Consider the following 20,609-nt stretch of genomic DNA (forward strand, 5'->3'; position numbering starts at 1 on the left):
GGTCTTATTCTACAAAGAGAAGTGGATGAGGAGCAAATGAGAAACCAAAACCATCAAATAGCTTTGTTTTATGTCTTCCTCTGAAAGCGCAGCGCCTCTTAGCCCTCTTTGTGCATAAATCACTAAAAAACCTTATTTAACAAAGAGAAGTGGATGGGAGGCTTCGGGCTACGAGGCGCGAGTAAAATGCTAATGCCCATAAATACGCGATATGAAATCGCTTCTACAGGGCAATATATGGCTTTTTTACGTTCACTAAAAGGTCTTATTCTACAAAGAGAAGTGAATGAGGAAAGAATGAGAAAACACAGCCATAACGTGTACTGGCTCAGACTGAAAAAAATCGTTGGCTAACTTGGTTTTTGGCTATTTTTCATCATTTCTAAATAGCGCCCTTCAATGAATTTTTTTTCTTTTGTAAGGTGTTTAAGTGCGTACTGTGTTTTTTCTAGCTCTTGCTTTAGTGTGTCTAACTCCTCACTACTTTCAGGCCCGTCTGTTTGTAACTGCAATTGCTGTAGTAGTTGGTCTTGCTCTGCAATTTGCCTTTTATATTCGTTTAAAGTGTTAAGTAGTCTTGTTTGATCGGGCGTTGAGGATGTATCTGCGCTTGATGTTTTATCACTATTTTCGCTTGCGGTTTTAAGCGCTTCATAATCTGCTTGTAGCTGGTCTTTTTCTTCTTGAAGCACAGTCACTGCATCATATTGTGCATAGAGCTTTTGACGGGTCACTTTTAATTTTTCAACACTTTTATCGAGATCCCCTTTTAGTTTGCGAATTAACTGATGCGAGCGTTTTAATTTTTTATTGAGATCATCAATTAGCTGTTGTTCTTTTTCGGTAACATGATCTTTGGTTGATGAAGTAACCTCTGTTAATTGCTGTTGTAACAGCATTTGTACACTGATTAACTCAGCGATAGTTTTTCGATTATCGTTAACATAGCTCATGGCATTGTCAACAGACTCTCTGCACATAGCTAACGTCGCATCATCCATTGTGCCGTTACTTTTAACCATACTCAACGCAAAAGCCCTAAACTCTCTGAGTATCAATAAAAGAATATAAAACCACGCGGCTAAAATAAGTAGCCCAAAATTTATAGCAATATAATGATAAACCTCTGGCGGAAAAACGGCATATGGCATTATTAAATTATCTTAAATTAAGTGTTTATTTACTAGAGTTTAGCGCTGTCAAAAAAATCTGCCATAATAACAACAACATTTAAAAAAAAGTAACATGCGTGAAAATACTTATCGTGGATGACAGCCAAGCAACACTCGAAATAGTACGCCGAGGGTTGGAAAAATTTGGCTATCGAAAGTTATTAATAGAAAAAGCTAGCAATGCTAAATCTGCGTTAACGCTGATTGGTAGTTGGCACCCCGATATTGTCCTTACAGACTGGCATATGCCTGATATGTGTGGAGTTACGTTATTACGTGCAATAAAGCAAAGGCAACTTAATATAATAGTAGCAATGCTGACCACTGTTGATGAAAAGTCTCAAATTGAAGAAGCTATTAGCTTTGGTGCATCTTTTGTTTTATCAAAACCTTTCACCGACGCGCAACTACACGATAAATTATTGCCTTTAGTACAGCTTGTTGAAAATAACGAAATCATCCCTGATGAAATTGAATTAAACAGTGATTTAGCGTTACCAAAACTGTCGCAATTAGAACGTTTGTTTCATAAACATATAAGTCAGTCCTTAATCGTAAACACAATTCAACCGCAGGTATTTGATGAGTCTAAAGTCCCCTGCGTCATGGCTGTTTATGAGGATCCAAAAAGTCAAAAAGTGCGTGCCATTGCCATACTTGATATTTATGCTGCCTGCGTAATGGCAAGTGGCTATAGCAGCTTGTCGGCTGAAGATATTAGTAACTCAATATTATCGGGCGTTGTAACGAATACAGCATTAAGCGCATGTAAAAAAGCGTTAACGGAAACGGCTTTTGCCTTTTTAGACAAACGAACACGCGTTAGTTTACAAATCAAAACGGTCAAAGTGATTACCACGCCTTTTCGTAAACTCACTTTGCTGTATAAAACACCTGCTGAAAAGCGCATTGATTTTAGTTGTCAGCTTGAGGGCATGGCACAAGGTAAAATCATGTTGGTTGGCATTTAGTAAATTAAACGCACGTATTTACCATTATTAAAAAGTTTATATTTAAAAACACCCTGCTCCTACAAAAGCGCAGCGTCTCTGCACCCTCATGGTAAATCAATCACTTAAAAACCTTATTCTACAAAGAGAAGTGAATGAGCAGTAAATTAGTAACCTAAACCACCAAACAACCTTGTTTTATACCTTCCTCTGAAAGCGCAGCGTCTCTTCGCCCTCTTTGTGCATAAATCACTTAAAGACCGTATTCTACAAAGAGAAGTGAGGGCTACGAGGCGCGAGTAAAATGCTAATGTCCATAAATACGCGATATGAAATCGCTGCTACAAAAGACATTTACTGATAAAAACAATTTTTGCACCACAGAGAATTCCGAGGCGCTTTGCGCTACACAGAGGTGGATTGATATCTTTTAAGCATTTCTCTGTGAACTCTGTGTCCTCGGTGGTAAATGCTTATTTAGGCTTAACTCTGACGCGATATAAAGTCGCTGCTACGAAAGACATTTACTGCTAAAAACAGTTTTTTCACCACAGAGAATCCCGAGGCGCTTTGCGCTGCACTGAGATGGATTGATATCTTTTAAGCATTTCTCTGTGAACTCTGTGTCCTCGGTGGTAAATGCTTATTTAGGCTTAACTCTGACGCGATATAAAGTCGCTGCTACGAAAGACATTTACTGCTAAAAAGAGTTTTTTCACCACAGAGAATCCCGAGGCGCTTTGCGCTGCACAGAGATGGATTCATATCTTTTAAGTATTTCTCTGTTAACTCTGTGTTCTCGGTGGTAAATACTTATTTAGGCTTAACTCTGACGCGATATAAAATCGCTGCTACTAAAGATACTTACTGCTAAAACAAATTAGCTCCCCCCGCAACCCGAACCTCGTAGCTCTTAGCCCGTAGCTCTTAGCCCGAAGCCCGTAGCCCGTACCCTAAGTTAAATTAATCAAAAATGTTTAAACAAAAAAAGGCGTTTCCGGTTAAGGTAAGCGCCTTTTTGTTATTTTAACTGCTTCTTATTTTACGATTTTCATTTCGTCTAATAAGTTTTGTGCGTTATCTACTTTATCCATAACCCACAGCATGTAACGTGAATCCACATGGATTGAGCGATTTAGCTCTGGGTTGTAATCCCAATCACCAATAATGCTTTCGTACACACCGTCAAACAGTAAACCCACCAGCTCAGCTTTACCATTTAGTGTTGGTGAACCTGAGTTACCGCCAGTTGTGTCTACGTTTGATAAAAAGTTAACCGGTACGGTATTCATGCCACCTGTGTAATCACCATAAAGCTTCGCTTTAATTTGCTCTTGCAGCTTTTTAGGCGCATTAAATGGGTCAACATCGGTGTTTTTAGCAAGCAACCCTTCAAGTGAGGTAAACGGCGTGGCCACTAAACCATCTTGCGGAGAATACCCGCCTACCGTGCCGTAAGTTACACGTAATGTGCTGTTTGCATCGGCGTAAACCGGTTTGTTTTGCGCTTTATTAAAGGCAATAATCGCACTCATTAACTCTGGGCGAGCGGCTTGTAACTTACCTGCAAGGGCTTTTGACTTATCTTCCTCAGCTTTCATTACCGTGAATATGGCTTTTGCATACTGCATGAATGGGTCTTGGCTTTGGTTTAATTGGCTAAGCGTTTGCTCAAATAATGAATTACGTACAATTTCGTTATCAAGCGTTGATTTAGCGTACATTTCATCAAGTAATGCACTTTGTTTTGCTTTATCAAACCCATTTTCTAAAGCAAAGGCTTTATCAATTTCACTAAAACGCTCTGCTTTAGGTAATGCTGCATATTGCTCTAAAAAGTGCAGTAATATAGCTTTATCTACGTTTGCGTCAAAGCGACGAGACATACGCTCTAAACCCGATTTAATACGCGGTAAATCACGTTCTTGATAACCCGATTCACGCTCGCTATTTGGCTTTTGTTTTTCATAAGCTAAACGGTATAAACGACGTGCCGTGCTGATCATTTGTGAACGGTGAACATAGCCTACCATACGGTCGCGCTCACTGTGCTCTTGCGATTGTGCAACAAGTGCTGATAACTCATTAAGTACGTTACCGTAGCGCTGTTTACGTTCGCTATCGCTGTTTATCCAGCTTGTAAGTTCTTGTTCAAACTGCTTTTTACGCTCAAACATGGTGCCTTTTTTAAAGCTTTCGATCATCGAGCCATAGTTTTTAATGTAGTTGTTATAACCAGCTATGGTACTTTCGTAAGCAATACGCGCTTTACTGCCATCTTCTGAGTTTTCTTCAATTAATGACACGTATTTAGTATTGTGCATGCGCGCTTTAGGGTAGCTGTCGTTAAATACATAATCGACTTCTGCCGCAATACGGTAACGATTGGTTCGTCCTGGATAGCCAGTAACCATGACAAAATCACCCTCTTGCACGCCTTTAGCACTTACACTTAAGTAAGACTCAGGCACGTACGGTACGTTGTCTTCGCTGTATTCTGCTGGTTTGCCGTCTTTACCTACATAGGCGCGGTAAAAACCAAAATCGCCTGTGTGACGCGGCCACATCCAGTTATCGATATCGCCACCGTATTTACCTACGCCCATAGCAGGTGCATACGCTAAACGTACATCTTTAATTTCCAGCGATTTAATAAGGTAAAACTCTAAACCACCATGAAACGAATATACATTACAACGGTAGCTAGCATCAGCTTCACACTCTGCAACGAGGGCTTTTTGATTTTTTTCTAACGCATCGTAGCGTGCTTTTGCACTTAGCTCGTTAGTGCCGCTAATTACTTTATCAGTCACGTTGGTCACTGTTTCTGTAACGTACACACGTGAACCTGGCGCAGCAGGTAAATCTTCAGCCGGTGTTTTTGCTAAAAAGCCGTTTTCAAGTATGTTGTTTTCAGGCGTTGAATTATATTGCACTGAGCCATAAATACAGTGATGGTTAGTAACAACTAAGCCCTTTGGCGAAACAAACGAGGCTGTACATCCGCCTAAGCTAATAACCGCATTCATTGGAAATTCGGTTAATTTTGAAATTGAATCAACACTGATTTCAAGGCCTTTGGCTTTTAAAATTGATTCCAGCTCTGGTAGCTGATGAGGTTGCCACATACCTTCATCGGCATTGGCCGCAGAAGAAAGTGCCAGTGAACAGGTTGCTACCAAAGTGGCAACAAGAGGTTTTAAACGCATTATAGAATCCCTTTTATTATTGAACCTGCAGATTACTCATTAAGTATGAGTAAGGTCAACTGCGCTGAGATAAATTGTTACAATATAGCGCCCAATAAACAAAAAAGGAGCTCAGGGTTTGTACCCTAAGCTCCTTTTTAAACAATATGATATACGATGTTAGTCGTCTTTTTTCACATCATTTGGATGCGCTACACCCATCCATGCTTTAAATAATGCTTTTTGCTCATCAGTTGCATTTTTATTCGCAACCACTTTTTTAGGTTTGTCGAAGTCTTCAGACAACACAAGCTCAGTCGACATTAATGCATCACGACGAATAAAATCAACAGTAACTTTGTCGCCTGCTTTAAAGGTTTCTAGGCTGGCTGTTAAGTCTTTACCTACATGCTTTTTATTAATAGCGACGAGTTTATCGTCGGTGGTTAAGCCGCCTTGCCATGCTGCACCATCGCGGCGTACATGGGTAAGCGTAAGTAACTCGCCAGTATTTTTAGTAAATGCATCTAAGCTTGGTGTGGCCTTGGCTTTTTCTGGTAACTCTAAGCTTAAACCTACTTTTGCTAGCAGTGCATCAAAATCAAGGTTGGCTGGTGAGCTAACATTTGCCTGCCACCACGCGCTGTAATCACGCCCTGATAGTTGTTTTAAAATAGCCAGTACGTCTTGCTCAGTAAACCCTGCCGGTAATTTATGCTGTTTATAAAGCGCTTTATGTACATCTCTGTAGCTAATTTTACCTTGGCTATTTTCAAGTAGGTCGATATCTAACGCCATCGACAATAATGAACCTTCAAGGTAAATATTAGTGCTGTAGTTACGTGCGTGATCGCCGCCTTGGTTTATCCATTTATCAAAACTGGTTTCGCTGGCACTTTGTACTTCACGCCCAGGGGTAGTGAGGTGGCGGTTAATGGTTTTGCTTAATACTTTAAAAAACTCATCGTTAGTTTGAATACCCGAACGCACTAATAAATGATCTTCAAAATAGCTGGTAGAGCCCTCTGCTATCCATAGCAATTTTGAATAATTAATATTAGTGTAGTCATATGGCGCAAGCCCTTTAGGACGGTACGCTTTTACATTCCAAGTATGAATAAACTCATGAGCTGCAGTACTTATAAAACCTAAATAGTCTTCACGTTTAGCAAAGCGGTCGCGTGGGCGCTGAATAATCGTTGAGTTTAAGTGCTCAGTTGCCCCGCTTGCGCCTGATGTAGCATGTACCATAAATACATAACGTTCATAAGGGTAGCTGTCCCAAATCACATTGCCGGTAGCCACTAGCTTTTTCAAATCGGTTAGCATCAGTTCAATATCGTAATTGCCCTCACCCCATACCACCAGTTCGTACTCACGACCATCAACTTCAAAAGTGCGTAGCTCGTTAATACCGGTTTCGATTGGCGAATCAACTAATACATCGTAGTCACTGGCTTTAAAGCTGTGCTTATTTTTATAATTTTCCATGCCTGACACAGAGCGCCATGCTTTAGGGACGTTTAATTCAACTGTTACTGGCTCTTGGCGAAATGATTCGCTAAACATAAAAAAGCCTGACGCATCAATAAAGGCATGGCTGTCGTCAATATGGCGGGCGCGCTTACCTAGCTCATTGGCATACACTTGGTAATCTATATTTACTTCAGTGGGTTCATTTAAATGAACGCGCCATGTGCTGTGGTCAATCTTTTCCCACTTTAATGCATTACCTTCATCATCACTGGCTTTAAAGTAGCGAACGCCATTGGCAAGATTTAAAATTTCATAACGACCAGTGCGCCATGCTGGAAGTTTCACATCTAAGAAAGACTGCGCCGTTTTAGGAAATTCTACGTTCACATCACCTAAATGATGCTCTGGCTGAGAAATGTTTAAAGCGTAATTAACGTCGGCAAATACCGGTGCTGAACAGGCAGCTAAAATTGATAAGGCAAGTAGCTTTTTCATAAAGGCTCTTTTTTATATAACGTATTGTTGTGCCAAGGTTAACAAGACCCATTTTAAAAGTGAATTAAAAGCGATAAATACACTTATATTTAAGATCGTTCGTATTTTGTTGCTAAAAACATTAAGTTTTTGATCTCATACCTACTATTAATATGTTTTTGTTGTAAACTAAACCAATAAAGGTATTAAAATAATGGTGTGTAGGTGTCTAGGAGCTCCAATACGGTGGAACAAAAACTAAAACAAGCAATTGACAGTAGAAAAGTAATAGAAAGCGCTCGTAAACATCAAGTTGACACCCTTTCTAACTTTGCGGCTAAGTTATCTTTAAGCTGTAAAGGACTTGATATTGAGCTTGATAACCGCCTAGCAAAGTTCCGTAGCGCATTAAACAAAGGAATGGATTTTGAAGACTTCTCTCCTTTGGTAGATGATATTTTGGCCTTGCTAAAAAATCAGGAAGCGATTCAACTAGCGCATCAACGCGACCTGTTAACCAGCGTACAAAATGCAGGAAAACAGTTACAACAAACGAAAGGCCTGCCTGACGAAACCCGCAGAACGCTGCGTCATTTATTAGATAACCAACTTGACGATATACAATCGGTGCATGGGTTTATCCCAATATTAAACCAATTGATCACCTTTTATCATCAAGCTTTAATTGCTAAAAGCAATAATACCTTTGAACCACCCAATCTAAGTGTGCTCACTGAAAAGCTGTTTAAATTAGTTAGTGAGCTCGTACTAGAAGAAGAAGCCAACGAATCACTGTATTTAATAAAAAAACGCATTGCTAAAAATAAAGCCGTTGACCAGCTACTTGATGCCGCAATAGATGTGATTACTTTAATTGTTAAAAGTATTCACGTTGAACGTGAATCAGCGCAAAGCTTTTTAGCTTCATTAAACCAAACACTTGAAGAGCTGCATCGCTCATTGGTATCAACCAGTGAACACTCTGAATCAATGAATGTTGAATTTGACTCAATAAATCAACGCATTGGTGAAAAGCTAGAAAGTTTAAATACACAAACAAAAAATGCGACCTCAATCACAGCGTTAAAGCAGCTAGTTGAAAACGAGTTACGCTCACTCAGTGCAGATATTTTAGAAAAAGAGCAACTCGAACAAAAAGATCGCAGAATTTTAGTTGCCAGCTTTACGCAAATAAATGAAAGAATTAATAGCTTAGAAAACAAAGTCAGTAACTATAAAAAACGTTTAAATGAGCAACGATTTAAAAGCTTACTCGACAGCCTGACAAAACTGCCTAATCGCGCGGCATTTGATGAGCGTTACAACCACGAAATTAATTTATTTAACGAACAACCGTCAGACATAACGCTAGTTGTTATAGACGTCGACCATTTTAAATCAATCAACGATCGATTTGGCCATACCGCGGGCGATATTACTTTACAAGTTATTGCTAAAGCGCTGCAAAAGTCGATTAGGCAATCAGATTTTATTGCACGCTATGGCGGCGAAGAGTTTGTGCTATTAATGCCACGCACTTCACTTGAAAACGCGACAGCGCACCTCAATAAATTAAGACAGTCTATTAAAAAGATACCGTTTAAATTTAAAGACAAACAAATTGAAATTACTGTTTCGCTAGGCGCAACCCAATTTAAAGAGGGTGATACCCCTCTAAAAGCATTTGATAGAGCCGATCAAGCTTTATACGATGCTAAAAATTCAGGCCGGGATCGTCTGTGCATTAGTAAATAGTGTTATGCATTTCTACCTTTGAGTACAAGGCATAATTACGCAGTAAATTTACCCAAGAAGTATCAAGGAGAATGCCGATGCTAATACAGTTAAACCCAACAGGGGTATTAGATTTATTATCGCAGCTAGAAGTAGACCTACTAGAACAGTCATCAACAAGCGAACGCTACAGGTTATTCAGAAATTGTGTTTTAGCTGTGCTTAATGTAGGCAGCCATACCGATGTAAGTAACGATATATACGAAAAACATAAAGACTTTGATATTCGTTTGGTAAGCCGTGAACGCGGTATTAAAATTGAATTAGAGAACCCGCCGCAAACGGCCTTTGTTGACGGCCACATAGTCACCGGCATACATGAGCACATATTTTCGGTTATTCGCGATATCTTATTTATTTGCCAAAAGTATGAAAAAAATCTCCAAGAAACTAAAGCCATTACCCACATGGTTTTTGACATGCTTAGAAATGCCGACGCTCTTAAAGTAAATAGTGAGCCTAACATGATTGTATGCTGGGGCGGCCACTCTATTAACGAAATAGAATATAAATACACTAAACAAGTAGGTTACGAATTAGGCTTACGCGGGTTAAATATTTGTACTGGCTGTGGGCCTGGTGCAATGAAAGGCCCGATGAAAGGCGCCACTATTGGTCATGCCAAACAACGTATAACTAACAACCGTTATTTAGGTTTAACTGAGCCCAGTATTATTGCAGCTGAGCCACCTAACCCAATTGTGAATGAACTGGTTATTTTACCCGATATTGAAAAGCGACTTGAGGCCTTTGTTCGCACCGCTCATGCCATTATTATTTTTCCTGGTGGTGCAGGCACAGCTGAAGAACTATTGTATTTATTAGGTATTTTGTTGCACCCTGAAAACGAAAAGCAATGTTTACCTGTTATTCTTACCGGTCCAAAACAAAGTGAAGCTTACTTTGAGGAGCTGTGTCAATTCATCCAAATGACTTTAGGCGATGCAGCCCTAGATAAATTTGAAGTGATTATTGATGATCCTCAATTAGTAAGCCAAAAGTTAAAGTCGGCAATGAATGGTGTACGCGAATACCGTAAAAGCCAAGGAGATGCGTATTACTTTAACTGGACCTTGAAAATAGACAGTGATTTTCAGCAACCTTTTTACCCCTCTCATGAGGCTATGGCGTCGCTTGATTTACACCTTGATCAACCCAAACAACAGTTAGCGGCTAATTTACGCCGTGCGTTTTCGGGAATAGTGGCGGGAAATGTAAAAGAAGAAGGTTTAAATGCGATTAAAAAAGACGGCCCGTATGTCCTCAGTGGTGAGCCTGATTTAATGAAAGCAATGGACACACTTTTACAAGCGTTTGTAGAACAAGGTAGAATGAAGCTCCCTGGCAGTAAGTATATTCCTTGTTATACAATAAAAGCGTGAGTTTATAATTGAATCCCCATTTACTTCTTATTGATGCGCTTAATTTAATTAGGCGCATCTATGCTGTTGATGCTAACCAAACGCATCACAGCGACGAACATATGTTAAAAGCATGCTGCGCTCGAGTAGCACATGCCTGCAAAAAACTCATAACAACCACTAATGCAACCCATGCAATTGCTGTATTTGATGGCGATAAAAGTTGGCGCTATCACTTTTACAAAGATTACAAACATTCGCGCGCCCCGATGCCACAAACGTTAAAAGAAGCTTTGCCTCATTTTAAAGCGGCCATTGAAGAAACCGGCATTGTGGTATTTGAACCGACTAACGATGAAGCCGATGATATTATTGCAACGTTAGCCCAAAAAGCCGCCAACAATCAGATAAATAACACTATTGTCTCTACCGATAAAGGGTTTTTACCGCATTTGAATGAGCAAATTGAAGTGTATGATTACTTTAAAAAGCAACAGCTCACACAGCAGCATATCCAAGAACGTTTTGGCGTGGCACAACACAAACTCATAGACTTTTGGGCTCTGGCAGGAGACAAAACCAATGACATTCCAGGTGTTAAAGGCATTGGTGTTAAATCGGCGCAACAATTGGTGAATCAGTACAACACTCTCGAAGAGGCATTAAGCGATGAATCATTAAGTGCGCGCTTACAAAAAAAGCTTGCTGATGACATGTATATGTTTGTTATTTCTAAACAACTGGTGAGTTTGCGTACTGATATCCACTTAGGCTTTAGTTTAAAGCAGTTAAGGCTTAATTAGTCGCAAGTTAATGGCACTGAACGATCGCAATACGTATACTAGTAATAGTTATATTGGTCTGGGTAGGCAATGTTTAAAAAGTTTTTTAGGTATTTGATATTGGGATTAGGTTTATATGCACTGATAGCCACGTCGGTTATTATGTTTTATAAAGACGATCCACAAGCAATGATTTGGCAAGACCGCGAAGCATTCAATAAACGCTATATTGAAAAACTGCGCTTAGAAGATGCTTTTACGCTAAACGCTGTGCTTGAATATTTAGGCAGCCCAGATTTAACCTACGCGAAGCGCGATGGTGAACAGGTGTGGCAAGTTATATTTTATCGTACACAACATAAAACCTCGGATGGCATTACCACCATGGATGAATGTACCGGGTTATTATTTAAAAACGGCCAACTAATAATGTGGGGCCCAAGTGCTTATGAAAAATACCTTGAGCAAAATGATGGAACAATTTAATGGAAGCACCACTGTCGGGTAACCTAAAAAAGCTACTCGAAAGCACACAGTTGCTTTTAAGTTCACATAATAATAAAAACCAGTGGCATACTTTTTACCCGATTGTTTGTAAACTTGCAGAGCAATACGCATCGTTATATAAACAAAACCCAGCAGCGTTACAAGCTCAGCTCAATTTGTATAAAACACACTATAGCTTTGCAACCAATTTAGTGGTTAATCAATGTGTTTTAACTTGTGCATTAAGTGCTAGCCAAAATTACGATAAACACTTAACAGAGCTTTATATCAGTGCCTCATTGGTGGAACACCTTTGTGTTGCTAATCAGTTGAATAAACTAGCCCAACAGCAAACATTTACTAATACCGACACTAAAATGTGGCAGTTACGCCATAAACTCGCTGCCAAAGTGATATTGACATCACAACAACCAGCACATCAAATTGCCCATATTTTAGCTAAACTAGCCAAATACAAACACGCATTATTAAACACGCCTAAAGTCATGCTTTATGACGGAGCCAGTGTATTGGTTGCTTTGGCAAATATTTTGGCGCTTAACGTAACCTGCAACGCAAAACAGCAGCATATTAGTTTTTATAAAGCAGTAGCTGATTTGTACATAAGAACCCCCAACTCATTTGCACAGGGACTATTAAAAGACTTAGTGGCACACGTTGGACAATATGTACCAGGTAGCCAAGTGGTTTATGCTGACCAAACAATGATTTATTTGGCTACAGATTCGGCAGGCCGTCATATTATCGTTAATAATGCCAATACAAAAATGGCCTGGTATCGAATAAAAGCATCATTAGAGGATGGCTTAAAGGCATGGCCGTGTAATGACGATCGCTTGTTTTTAAAAGTTTGGGACAGTGAGTATCTGCATATTGTTCATAAGAGTGACGATACACAGTCCTCTTTGTACGAATTAGTTAAACAAATAAAAAACCAACAAGAGTACAGTTACAAAGCATTAAATACATTACTTACCCCTTATCCTAATGTTATAAAATCAGTGTGCCATGCAGTAAAACAGTATAATAAAGAGCTGCAACCGGCAAAAGATTTAAGGCATAGCTTGTCTATGGTCGGTTACGATAAGGCCCCTGCGATTATTCAAGGCATGGTTTTCGAGCAGTTAGTAAATAGTATTGCCCATCCTTTACATACATTTTTGTGTACCCGCATGGGTTGTTTAGTCAACATTGTAGAGCTGTTAGTAAAACACGATAAAAATTTGCAAAGTGAACGCATTAGTTTGAGCCTATATGCCTATTTATATTATCTATTAATTAATTACAGCCCAGAAGTTTCTAGAAAAATCACCTTAGACCAAACACCGAATAAATCCTTAGATACGCCAATATGCACATTTTTTGGCATAAACAATGTTGATACCCCTCATTTAACTAATGAGCTTAATGAATTACTTAGTAGCGACCCTTGGGCAATAGCGTTATTAAAAGCTGAAACATTGCCTAAAAAGCAGCTCGATGATAGCGCTAAGTTGTGGGCAGCTTTGAAAGTTGTAGCCCAGCGCGTACTTAAACCTAACCAGCCATTAACAGCATGGCAACAGCAGATATTAAATCAACAACTCACCCGCCATGGCTGGAAAAGTGAGGCCATTTTTTATCAATCCCTGCAGCAATTAGGTCTGCACAATAGTATTTAGCTGACTTATTATCACTATAAATTAAAGTTATACCCTGTATTTGCAGTATAAACTGGCAAAATGTTCAATAAATTGGTATAAATGCCGGCTTAAATTTAGCACCCCTGTCATATAAGTAGTCTAAACTCTGTGAGTATTTTTTATTTATGTGTGTATCCAAATCTTTAAAGGAAAAGTTCATGGCCAAACAAACCATAACAGTGATCAAAGGCGACGGCATCGGCCCAAGCATTATCGACTCAGCACTTGAAATACTAAAAGCCGCAGGATGCGATTTTGATTATGAATTTGTTGACGCTGGCCTCGCTGCGCTTGAAAAAACGGGCGAATTGCTTCCACAAGAAACAATTGACACGATTGCTAAAAATAAAATCACTTTAAAAGGTCCATTAACGACCCCTGTAGGCGAAGGCTTTACATCAATCAATGTAACACTTCGTAAGCAGTTTGGTTTATACGCTAATGTTCGTCCTGTGAAGTCGTTCGCAGGTACTAAAGCACGTTACGATGACATTGATATTATTACTGTTCGTGAAAATACCCAAGGTATGTATTCAGGTGCAGGTCAAGTAGTGAGTGCTGATGGCAACGAAGCTGAGGCAATGTCTGTGATCACGCGTGAAGGCGCTGAAAAAATCGTTACTTTTGCGTACGAGCTAGCTGTACGCGAAGGCCGCAAAAAAGTAACCGCTGTTCATAAAGCAAATATTTTAAAATCAACATCGGGTTTGTTCTTAAAAGTTGCTCGTGAAGTGGCTGAACGTTACCCTGAGATTGAATCAACTGAAATGATTGTTGATGCAACCTGTATGAAACTAGTAATGACACCGGAAGAGTTTGACGTAATTGTAACGACTAACCTATTCGGCGATATTTTATCTGATTTATGTGCTGGTTTAGTTGGTGGTTTAGGCATGGCGCCTGGTGCTAATATTGGTGAAGATGCGGCTATCTTTGAAGCTGTTCACGGTAGCGCACCTGATATTGCAGGTAAAAACCTAGCAAACCCTACGTCAGTTATTTTAGCGTCTATTCAAATGCTAGAACATTTAAATATGGGCGATACGGCAGAGCGCATTCGTAGCGCAGTGGCTGATGTAATTAAATCAGGCGACCGTACTACTCGCGATTTAGGCGGCAGCCATGGTACAACTGACTTCACTCAGTCAGTAATCGACCGTCTGTAACAGTATAATTGAATTATAAAGCCAACATCTGTTGGCTTTTTTTATGCCTGCTCAAAACCGCTTGTATCACTTTAATGTAATTAATGTGTATTTAAGCCCCCTACTCCTTAAAATTAAAAATGCATAATTTCTGCTTTTAACGTGAGAATATTTCACAACAATTAGAATTTAAGATTAAAAAAGATATAAAAATGAATTTTTAATCCAAAAACTTTAGTTTTGGGTTGACATGAGCGCGCAAAAGCCTTAAAAATAACCACATACAAAAATTGTAATTTAAACAGCATTTTATTTTAAAGAGCAAAACATCATGAACACACAATTTCGTCTTTTAGTCTTACTCGTACTGGTCTTAGTGATAAGCCCAGCGGGGATGTATTAAAAGGTGAAACATGCTTTTTAAAACCCTCGCACTACGCGGGGGTTTTTTTTTGCATAAATCAGTCAACAGAGGAATGAGGATGAGTAAACAAGAATATAATGGCTCTGAATTGGTTGTTAAGTCATTAAAAGAGTTAAACGTTAAGTATATATTCGGTTACCCCGGTGGCTCAGTATTAGACTTATATGATGCGCTATTTCAGCAAGATGATATTGAACATATTTTAGTCCGTCATGAACAGGCCGCCACACACATGGCCGATGGTTACGCAAGAGCAACCGGTGAAGTCGGTGTTGTACTTGCCACTTCTGGACCAGGGGCAACAAACTGTGTAACAGGCATAGCAACTGCGTATATGGATTCTATTCCGATGGTGGTGTTATCAGGTCAAGTGCCAACCAACTTAATTGGCGATGACGCGTTTCAAGAAACGGATATTGTTGGCTGCTCTCGTCCGATTGTAAAGCATAGCTTTAATTGTAGAAGCGCTAGTGAAATTCCCAATATTCTTGCTAAAGCCTTTTATATTGCCAGCTCAGGTCGCCCAGGCCCAGTTGTCGTTGAACTTCCTAAAGACATGCTTAACCCTGAGCTAACCTTTGCTTACAACTTTCCAGCGGCAACAGAACTCAGAACCTACAACCCTAATACCAAGGGTCACTCTAAACAAATTCGTAAGGCCGTTACTGCTATTTTAGAAGCGAAAAAGCTGATTATTTATTCTGGTGGCGGAATTGTGCTTTCAAATACATCAGAGCAACTAACCCACTTAGTCGAATCGCTTAATGCCCCTATTACCAATACCCTAATGGGACTAGGCGGTATATCAGGCATTCACCCTAACTTTATTGGTATGTTGGGTATGCACGGTACATTAGAAGCAAATAAAGCCATGGCCAATGCTGATGTTATTTTAGCCCTTGGCGCACGATTCGATGATCGGGTTACCAATAACGTACAAAAGTTTTGCCCTAATGCCACTATCGTGCATGTAGATGTCGATCCGACTTCAATTTCCAAAACCATAAAAGCACATATTCCGGTTGTTGGCTGTTTAGCCACGGTACTTGAACAGTTACAAACTGCTATAGATAAAAGCCCAATAAAAATAGACCGCAGTGCACAAGAAGATTGGTGGCGACAGGTGATCAGTTGGCGCGAACAAAAATGCTTAAACTACAATACCGATGGCGATAAAATTAAGCCTCAAGCAGTTATAGAGGCTATTTATAAAGCGACTAATGGTGATGCTTATGTCAGTTCAGATGTGGGCCAACACCAAATGTTTGCGGCGCAGTATTATCCATTTAAGCACCCTCGTCAGTGGATCAACTCAGGTGGCTTAGGCACCATGGGCTTTGGCTTACCAGCAGCTATGGGGGTTAAGCTCGCCTTTCCGGATAAAGAGTCTTTATGTGTGACTGGCGATGGCTCTATTCAAATGAACATTCAAGAGCTTTCGACCTGTTTACAATACAACTTAGCGGTAAAAGTGATCTCGTTAAATAACCGTTCACTAGGTATGGTTAGACAGTGGCAAGATATGATTTATGGCGGCAGACACTCCTCTTCCTATATGGAATCACTTCCTGACTTTGTAAAACTTGTAGAAAGCTACGGCCATGTAGGAATACGAGTCAATACACTGGATGAATTACAGCCAGCAATAGACAAAGCCATGTCGATAACCGATAGATTAGTGTTTTTAGATATTTTAGTAGATGAAAAAGAGCATGTTTACCCGATGCAAATTAAGCACGGTGGCATAGATGAAATGTGGTTAAGAAAAGGAGTAAAGGCATAATGCGTCGTATATTATCTATATTATTAGAAAATGAACCCGGTGCGTTATCACGTATAGTGGGGCTTTTTTCTCAACGAGCTTACAACATTGATAGTTTAACTGTTGGAACCACTGATGATGAATCACTCTCGCGTATTACTGTCACCACTAAAGGCGATGATAGAATTGTTGAGCAAATCACCAAACAGGTAAATAAACTGGTCGATGTACTTAAGGTGATTGATTTAACCGAAATGAGCCACATAGAGCGCGAACTGTTACTAGTAAAAGTATTTGCTCAAGATGAAGCTACGCGAGCTGCTGTAACGCGGGTTGTAGATGTATTTCAGGGCGCTATTTTAGATATGGGGCGTCAAAGTTACAGCCTACAATTGGTAAGCAGCACCGATAAAATAGAGTCGTTTTTAGATACCTTACGTCATGAAACAGACATTATAGAAGTGGTTCGCTCTGGCGCGGTCGGCATTGGTCGCGGAGATAAGGCGCTTAAAGCTAAATAAGCGTTAAATTTACGGCAAAAAAAAGGGCTTAATAGCCCTTTTATTATTTTTATAAACCTAAACCTTATAGGTTTACTTGGTCTTTAAGACCTTTACCTGGTTTAAAGCTTGGAATAGTCGCTGCTGAAATTTGGATTTCTGCACCTGTTTGTGGGTTACGACCTGTGCGAGCAGCACGTTCTTTAACTGAAAAAGTACCAAAACCAACTAATGCAACAGAGTTGCCTTCTTTTAGTGAAGAAGTTACAGCGCCTGTGAATGCATCAAGTGCACGTGTAGCGGCTGCTTTAGAGATTTCTGCGTCAGTAGAGATTTTTTCAACTAGTTGAGCTTTGTTCATTATTAGATTCCTATTCGTTATTATTTTGCCTTCGCAAATCCTATCTTTATGCATTTTCGAAGAGTTAGCAACAGCAAATTACGTTTTTTATCTAAAATACTAAAAAATTAGTAAAATTATAATAATTCACTGTAAAATACAGCGAGTTGGGTTAACAAAAACTTAATTTAAGCACAAATATAGTGCAGCTATGCACTGTGATGAGTCGCTATATTTTTTCTATTACTAAGGTCACTTCCCCGACCTCAACGCCAAACTTAACAATAGATGTGCGGTTTATCAAGCGCGTGTTGGTGACTAAATACATCCAATCATCAAAGTTAACTTCAAAAGTGCTGCCATCGTAAGGAATTTCTACATTGTAGTTCCAATGAAAAACACTGCCTTCACTTTTGCCTGTGGCCGTGCCTAAAACATCAGAAGCAGTACCGGTTAACGTGTTGTCGTCGTTTAAGGTTATTTTCCAAATACGTTTTTGGGTTTCGCCGTCATCATAAACGAAGTCTTCCTCAATAACGCCTTGGTTGCCATCCCACGTAGCGCTCAAGTCTACAACAAGCTTTCGGGTTAATTCGCCTTTAAAGTCTTGTACAACACCGTAGGCTTTTAAATCGCCGCTAAAAAAAGTCTTAAAATCGAAATTAGGTTCTGAGCCTTTGTAATGCTCTACACTCGGCGCTGAACAACTTGCAATAAAGAAGCTTACTACCAGTAGCAAAGTTACTTTGATACGTTTTAGATTAATCATATTAAATCCCTAAAAGTTGATTTCTAATCGATGGTTCTGAGGTGTTCTCACTTAGCCAAATAGCTAAGAAGTCATCTGCAAAAGTGGTGTCTTCTATGCGGCCTATTTCATTGTCATTGTGAAAGAAAATACTGTGTCCTTGCTGATCGGTCAGTAAGGTTAACGATTCACCCTTTTTAATGTCTGGCCATATGGCTAATAATTTATCTGCATAGCGAGCTGATAATTGTGATTTACCTAAATGTTGCCATTGCTCTTTAGTGGCTTTTACAATGTCTTTAGCATCAAAGTCGCGCAGGTAAGTTAAAGTAAATTTAACCGGCGTTTGCTTGGGACTATAAGATCCAGAGGGAGTAAAAAGCGTTGCATCATAAACATCCCAAAAAAGGTATTCCATACGTGCCTCGCCCACTTTGTTAAACTGGGTATCAGCATAAGCAGCATGGTTAAACAGGGCATAAATTAGTACTAAATTTAAAAGCGTTTTCATAATCAGCTCCAAGCAGTAAATACAATTGTTTTATTGCTTAATAAACGCGCCAATTTTACCGTTAATAAATAAAATAACGCTAAACGTTGCAGCCCATAAAGCACCGTATAAAGGCCAAAATTGCCATAGCGGCAAGCCGAGTTCTAACACGTCGAATCGCGCCCCCGCCCAATAACTTCCTGGTGCAAACGCTAAACATACAATAAACGCTTGCCAAGGTTTAAGGGTTGTTAAAAACGACATTGAGGTGTTAATACATAGCAATAACGCAGCCCATAAAAACACTAACCAAAGCGGAAATGGCGCTACTTTAAATTCAATCAGACCGAACTTAACCGCGATAAACTCACTTAGTAAGGCTAGTGGTAAGCACTTTAGAAGCAAAAAAGCATCCTGTTTTTTTTGCGCTGACAAATAAAACATTAATGCAATTACTACTGTTGAATAGACAATTGAATGCTGTTCAAGCAGTAGGCATAAAAACCACACTACTTGAAACAGTACAAAATTAATAAGCGAGTGCAATCTCATCATTACTACTCGTAAAACGGGGTTTGCGTGCCATTAAATGCACGGTGCTTGTTGCGCGAGTTCTAAATGCGCCCTCGCAATAAGCAAAATAAAATAGCCATAGACGATAAAATCGCTCATCAAATTTATTACTATCGAGGTTTGGCCAACTTGCAATGAAACGATCTCGCCAATCAGCAAGGGTTCTAGCGTAGTGAGCACCAATATCGCTAACTGTGTGGATATTCATATCGGTATGATTTTTTATTTGCTCACTCATTTCGTTGAGCGAAGGCAAACACCCACCAGGGAAAATATATTGCTGAATAAAGTCAGAATTTTTTAAATAATGCTGGTAACGCTGGTCGCTAATTGTAATTGCTTGAATAAGCATAGCACCGTCGTCTTTTAATAGCTGACCGCACTGAGTGAAAAAACTAGGCAAGTACTCATGACCAACCGCTTCTATCATCTCAATTGATACTAGCTTATCGTATTTACCGGTTAGTAAACGGTAATCTTGTTTGAGTAAAGATATTTTGTTTTCAAGCCCAAGCTCTTTAATTTTATTTGCAACATAATCGTGCTGTTCATCAGAGATGGTAGTGGTTGTTACATGGCAGTCGTAGTGAGTAGCCGCATATATTGCAAATGCTCCCCAACCTGTACCAATTTCAATGACGGTGTCGCCTTGTTGTAACTCGACTTGTTCACAAATACACTGAAGTTTGTATTGCTGTGCTTGCTCGAGGGTGGCGTCTTTACTGGGGTATACGGCACTTGAATAAAGCATTTCTTTGCTTAAAAAAGACTCGTATAAGTCATTGCCTAAGTCGTAGTGTGCAACAATATTCTTTTTAGAGCCCGAGTGAGAGTTTTTATTTTTAATGTGGTTTATACGATGAGCAATGTTACTAAAAAAAGCGAATTTCTTTTCAAATGCGTCTAGTTGGTCTTGGTTAATTGCAAAAATTTCTATCAACCGAGTTAAGTTATCACACTGCCACTGCCCTAATATGTAAGATTCTCCCGCGCCAATACTTCCCGAGAGCGCAAATGCTTTATACATAGCAGTATCATTAACGGTTACCGTTACTTTAAGCTCTGATGACATATCGCCAAATACAGACTGCTGATTATTGTCTACAAGCACTATTTGGCCTGTTTCAATAGACGAGAACGCTTTGAATACTAACTTCTTGTATAAGTTAGTAAACCAACTTGTGCGTTCTTGAACGCGTAAGCTCGATACCTTTTCCATACACTTACCTATATTATTGTTA

17 protein-coding genes are annotated in these 20,609 nt (G+C 39.5%); 9 read left to right on the forward strand and 8 right to left on the reverse strand.

Annotation, left to right across the window (positions count from 1 at the left end):
• Nucleotides 1-350: 350 nt before the first annotated feature.
• The gene (locus QL986_RS06035) at nt 351-1,151 is read right to left on the reverse strand and encodes a hypothetical protein (RefSeq protein WP_013463275.1); all 801 of its coding nucleotides are present in this window, start codon (nt 1,149-1,151) and stop codon (nt 351-353) included.
• 98 nt (nt 1,152-1,249) lie between these two features.
• Here QL986_RS06035 and QL986_RS06040 point away from each other — a divergent pair, with 98 nt between their 5' ends.
• On the forward strand, nt 1,250-2,143 hold the full coding sequence (locus tag QL986_RS06040) for a response regulator (protein WP_013463274.1): 894 nt from the start codon (nt 1,250-1,252) through the stop codon (nt 2,141-2,143).
• 1,016 nt (nt 2,144-3,159) lie between these two features.
• Here QL986_RS06040 and QL986_RS06045 read toward each other — a convergent pair.
• Nucleotides 3,160-5,331, reverse strand: a complete 2,172-nt coding sequence (locus QL986_RS06045; RefSeq protein ID WP_016899731.1) for a S46 family peptidase — start codon at nt 5,329-5,331, stop codon at nt 3,160-3,162.
• Nucleotides 5,332-5,490: 159 nt separating this feature from the next.
• Nucleotides 5,491-7,281: a M61 family peptidase gene (locus QL986_RS06050; protein WP_290191323.1), complete on the reverse strand. Its 1,791-nt coding sequence runs from the start codon at nt 7,279-7,281 to the stop codon at nt 5,491-5,493.
• A 225-nt stretch (nt 7,282-7,506) separates the two neighbouring features.
• Between QL986_RS06050 and QL986_RS06055 the strand changes: the two genes are divergently transcribed.
• The 8 genes from QL986_RS06055 (at nt 7,507) to ilvN (ending at nt 17,238) form a co-directional block, all read left to right on the forward strand.
• Nucleotides 7,507-9,015: a GGDEF domain-containing protein gene (locus tag QL986_RS06055; RefSeq protein ID WP_013463272.1), complete on the forward strand. Its 1,509-nt coding sequence runs from the start codon at nt 7,507-7,509 to the stop codon at nt 9,013-9,015.
• A gap of 77 nt (nt 9,016-9,092) precedes the next feature.
• Nucleotides 9,093-10,436 (forward strand): nucleotide 5'-monophosphate nucleosidase PpnN, encoded by a 1,344-nt coding sequence (ppnN, locus tag QL986_RS06060; RefSeq protein WP_013463271.1) that lies wholly within the window; start codon nt 9,093-9,095, stop codon nt 10,434-10,436.
• An 8-nt stretch (nt 10,437-10,444) separates the two neighbouring features.
• Nucleotides 10,445-11,218 carry a flap endonuclease Xni gene (xni, locus tag QL986_RS06065; protein ID WP_138686695.1) on the forward strand — a complete coding sequence of 258 codons (774 nt, stop codon included), beginning with the start codon at nt 10,445-10,447 and terminating at the stop codon, nt 11,216-11,218.
• Nucleotides 11,219-11,287: 69 nt separating this feature from the next.
• Nucleotides 11,288-11,683: a DUF3192 domain-containing protein gene (locus QL986_RS06070; protein ID WP_024600863.1), complete on the forward strand. Its 396-nt coding sequence runs from the start codon at nt 11,288-11,290 to the stop codon at nt 11,681-11,683.
• Entirely contained in the window at nt 11,683-13,365 is a 1,683-nt protein-coding gene (locus tag QL986_RS06075) for a hypothetical protein (RefSeq protein ID WP_138686694.1), read from the forward strand. The genes QL986_RS06070 and QL986_RS06075 overlap by 1 nt, the downstream gene beginning before the upstream one ends.
• A gap of 179 nt (nt 13,366-13,544) precedes the next feature.
• A complete protein-coding gene (locus QL986_RS06080) occupies nt 13,545-14,552 on the forward strand; it encodes an isocitrate dehydrogenase (RefSeq protein ID WP_013463267.1) in 1,008 nt (335 codons plus the stop codon).
• Between the two features lie 461 nt (nt 14,553-15,013).
• Entirely contained in the window at nt 15,014-16,738 is a 1,725-nt protein-coding gene (locus QL986_RS06085) for an acetolactate synthase 3 large subunit (protein ID WP_024600865.1), read from the forward strand.
• Nucleotides 16,738-17,238: an acetolactate synthase small subunit gene (ilvN, locus tag QL986_RS06090; protein ID WP_013463265.1), complete on the forward strand. Its 501-nt coding sequence runs from the start codon at nt 16,738-16,740 to the stop codon at nt 17,236-17,238. Before QL986_RS06085 ends, ilvN begins: the two co-directional genes overlap by 1 nt.
• A 64-nt stretch (nt 17,239-17,302) precedes the next feature.
• On the opposite strand, the gene QL986_RS06095 is transcribed toward ilvN, so the two are convergent.
• From QL986_RS06095 to QL986_RS06115, 5 genes are all read right to left on the reverse strand, one after another.
• On the reverse strand, nt 17,303-17,578 hold the full coding sequence (locus QL986_RS06095) for an HU family DNA-binding protein (protein ID WP_008112559.1): 276 nt from the start codon (nt 17,576-17,578) through the stop codon (nt 17,303-17,305).
• Nucleotides 17,579-17,786: 208 nt separating this feature from the next.
• Nucleotides 17,787-18,326 carry a DUF3833 domain-containing protein gene (locus QL986_RS06100; RefSeq protein WP_013463264.1) on the reverse strand — a complete coding sequence of 180 codons (540 nt, stop codon included), beginning with the start codon at nt 18,324-18,326 and terminating at the stop codon, nt 17,787-17,789.
• A 1-nt stretch (nt 18,327) separates the two neighbouring features.
• A complete protein-coding gene (locus QL986_RS06105; RefSeq protein WP_013463263.1) occupies nt 18,328-18,816 on the reverse strand; it encodes a chalcone isomerase family protein in 489 nt (162 codons plus the stop codon).
• Nucleotides 18,817-18,846: 30 nt separating this feature from the next.
• Nucleotides 18,847-19,347 carry a DUF2878 domain-containing protein gene (locus QL986_RS06110; protein WP_028834799.1) on the reverse strand — a complete coding sequence of 167 codons (501 nt, stop codon included), beginning with the start codon at nt 19,345-19,347 and terminating at the stop codon, nt 18,847-18,849.
• Nucleotides 19,325-20,587, reverse strand: a complete 1,263-nt coding sequence (locus QL986_RS06115) for a cyclopropane-fatty-acyl-phospholipid synthase family protein (RefSeq protein ID WP_290191324.1) — start codon at nt 20,585-20,587, stop codon at nt 19,325-19,327. The genes QL986_RS06110 and QL986_RS06115 overlap by 23 nt, the downstream gene beginning before the upstream one ends.
• Nucleotides 20,588-20,609: the final 22 nt, after the last annotated feature.

Source organism: Pseudoalteromonas sp. APC 3250, assembly GCF_030407915.1.
Taxonomy (GTDB): Bacteria; Pseudomonadota; Gammaproteobacteria; order Enterobacterales; family Alteromonadaceae; genus Pseudoalteromonas; species Pseudoalteromonas tetraodonis.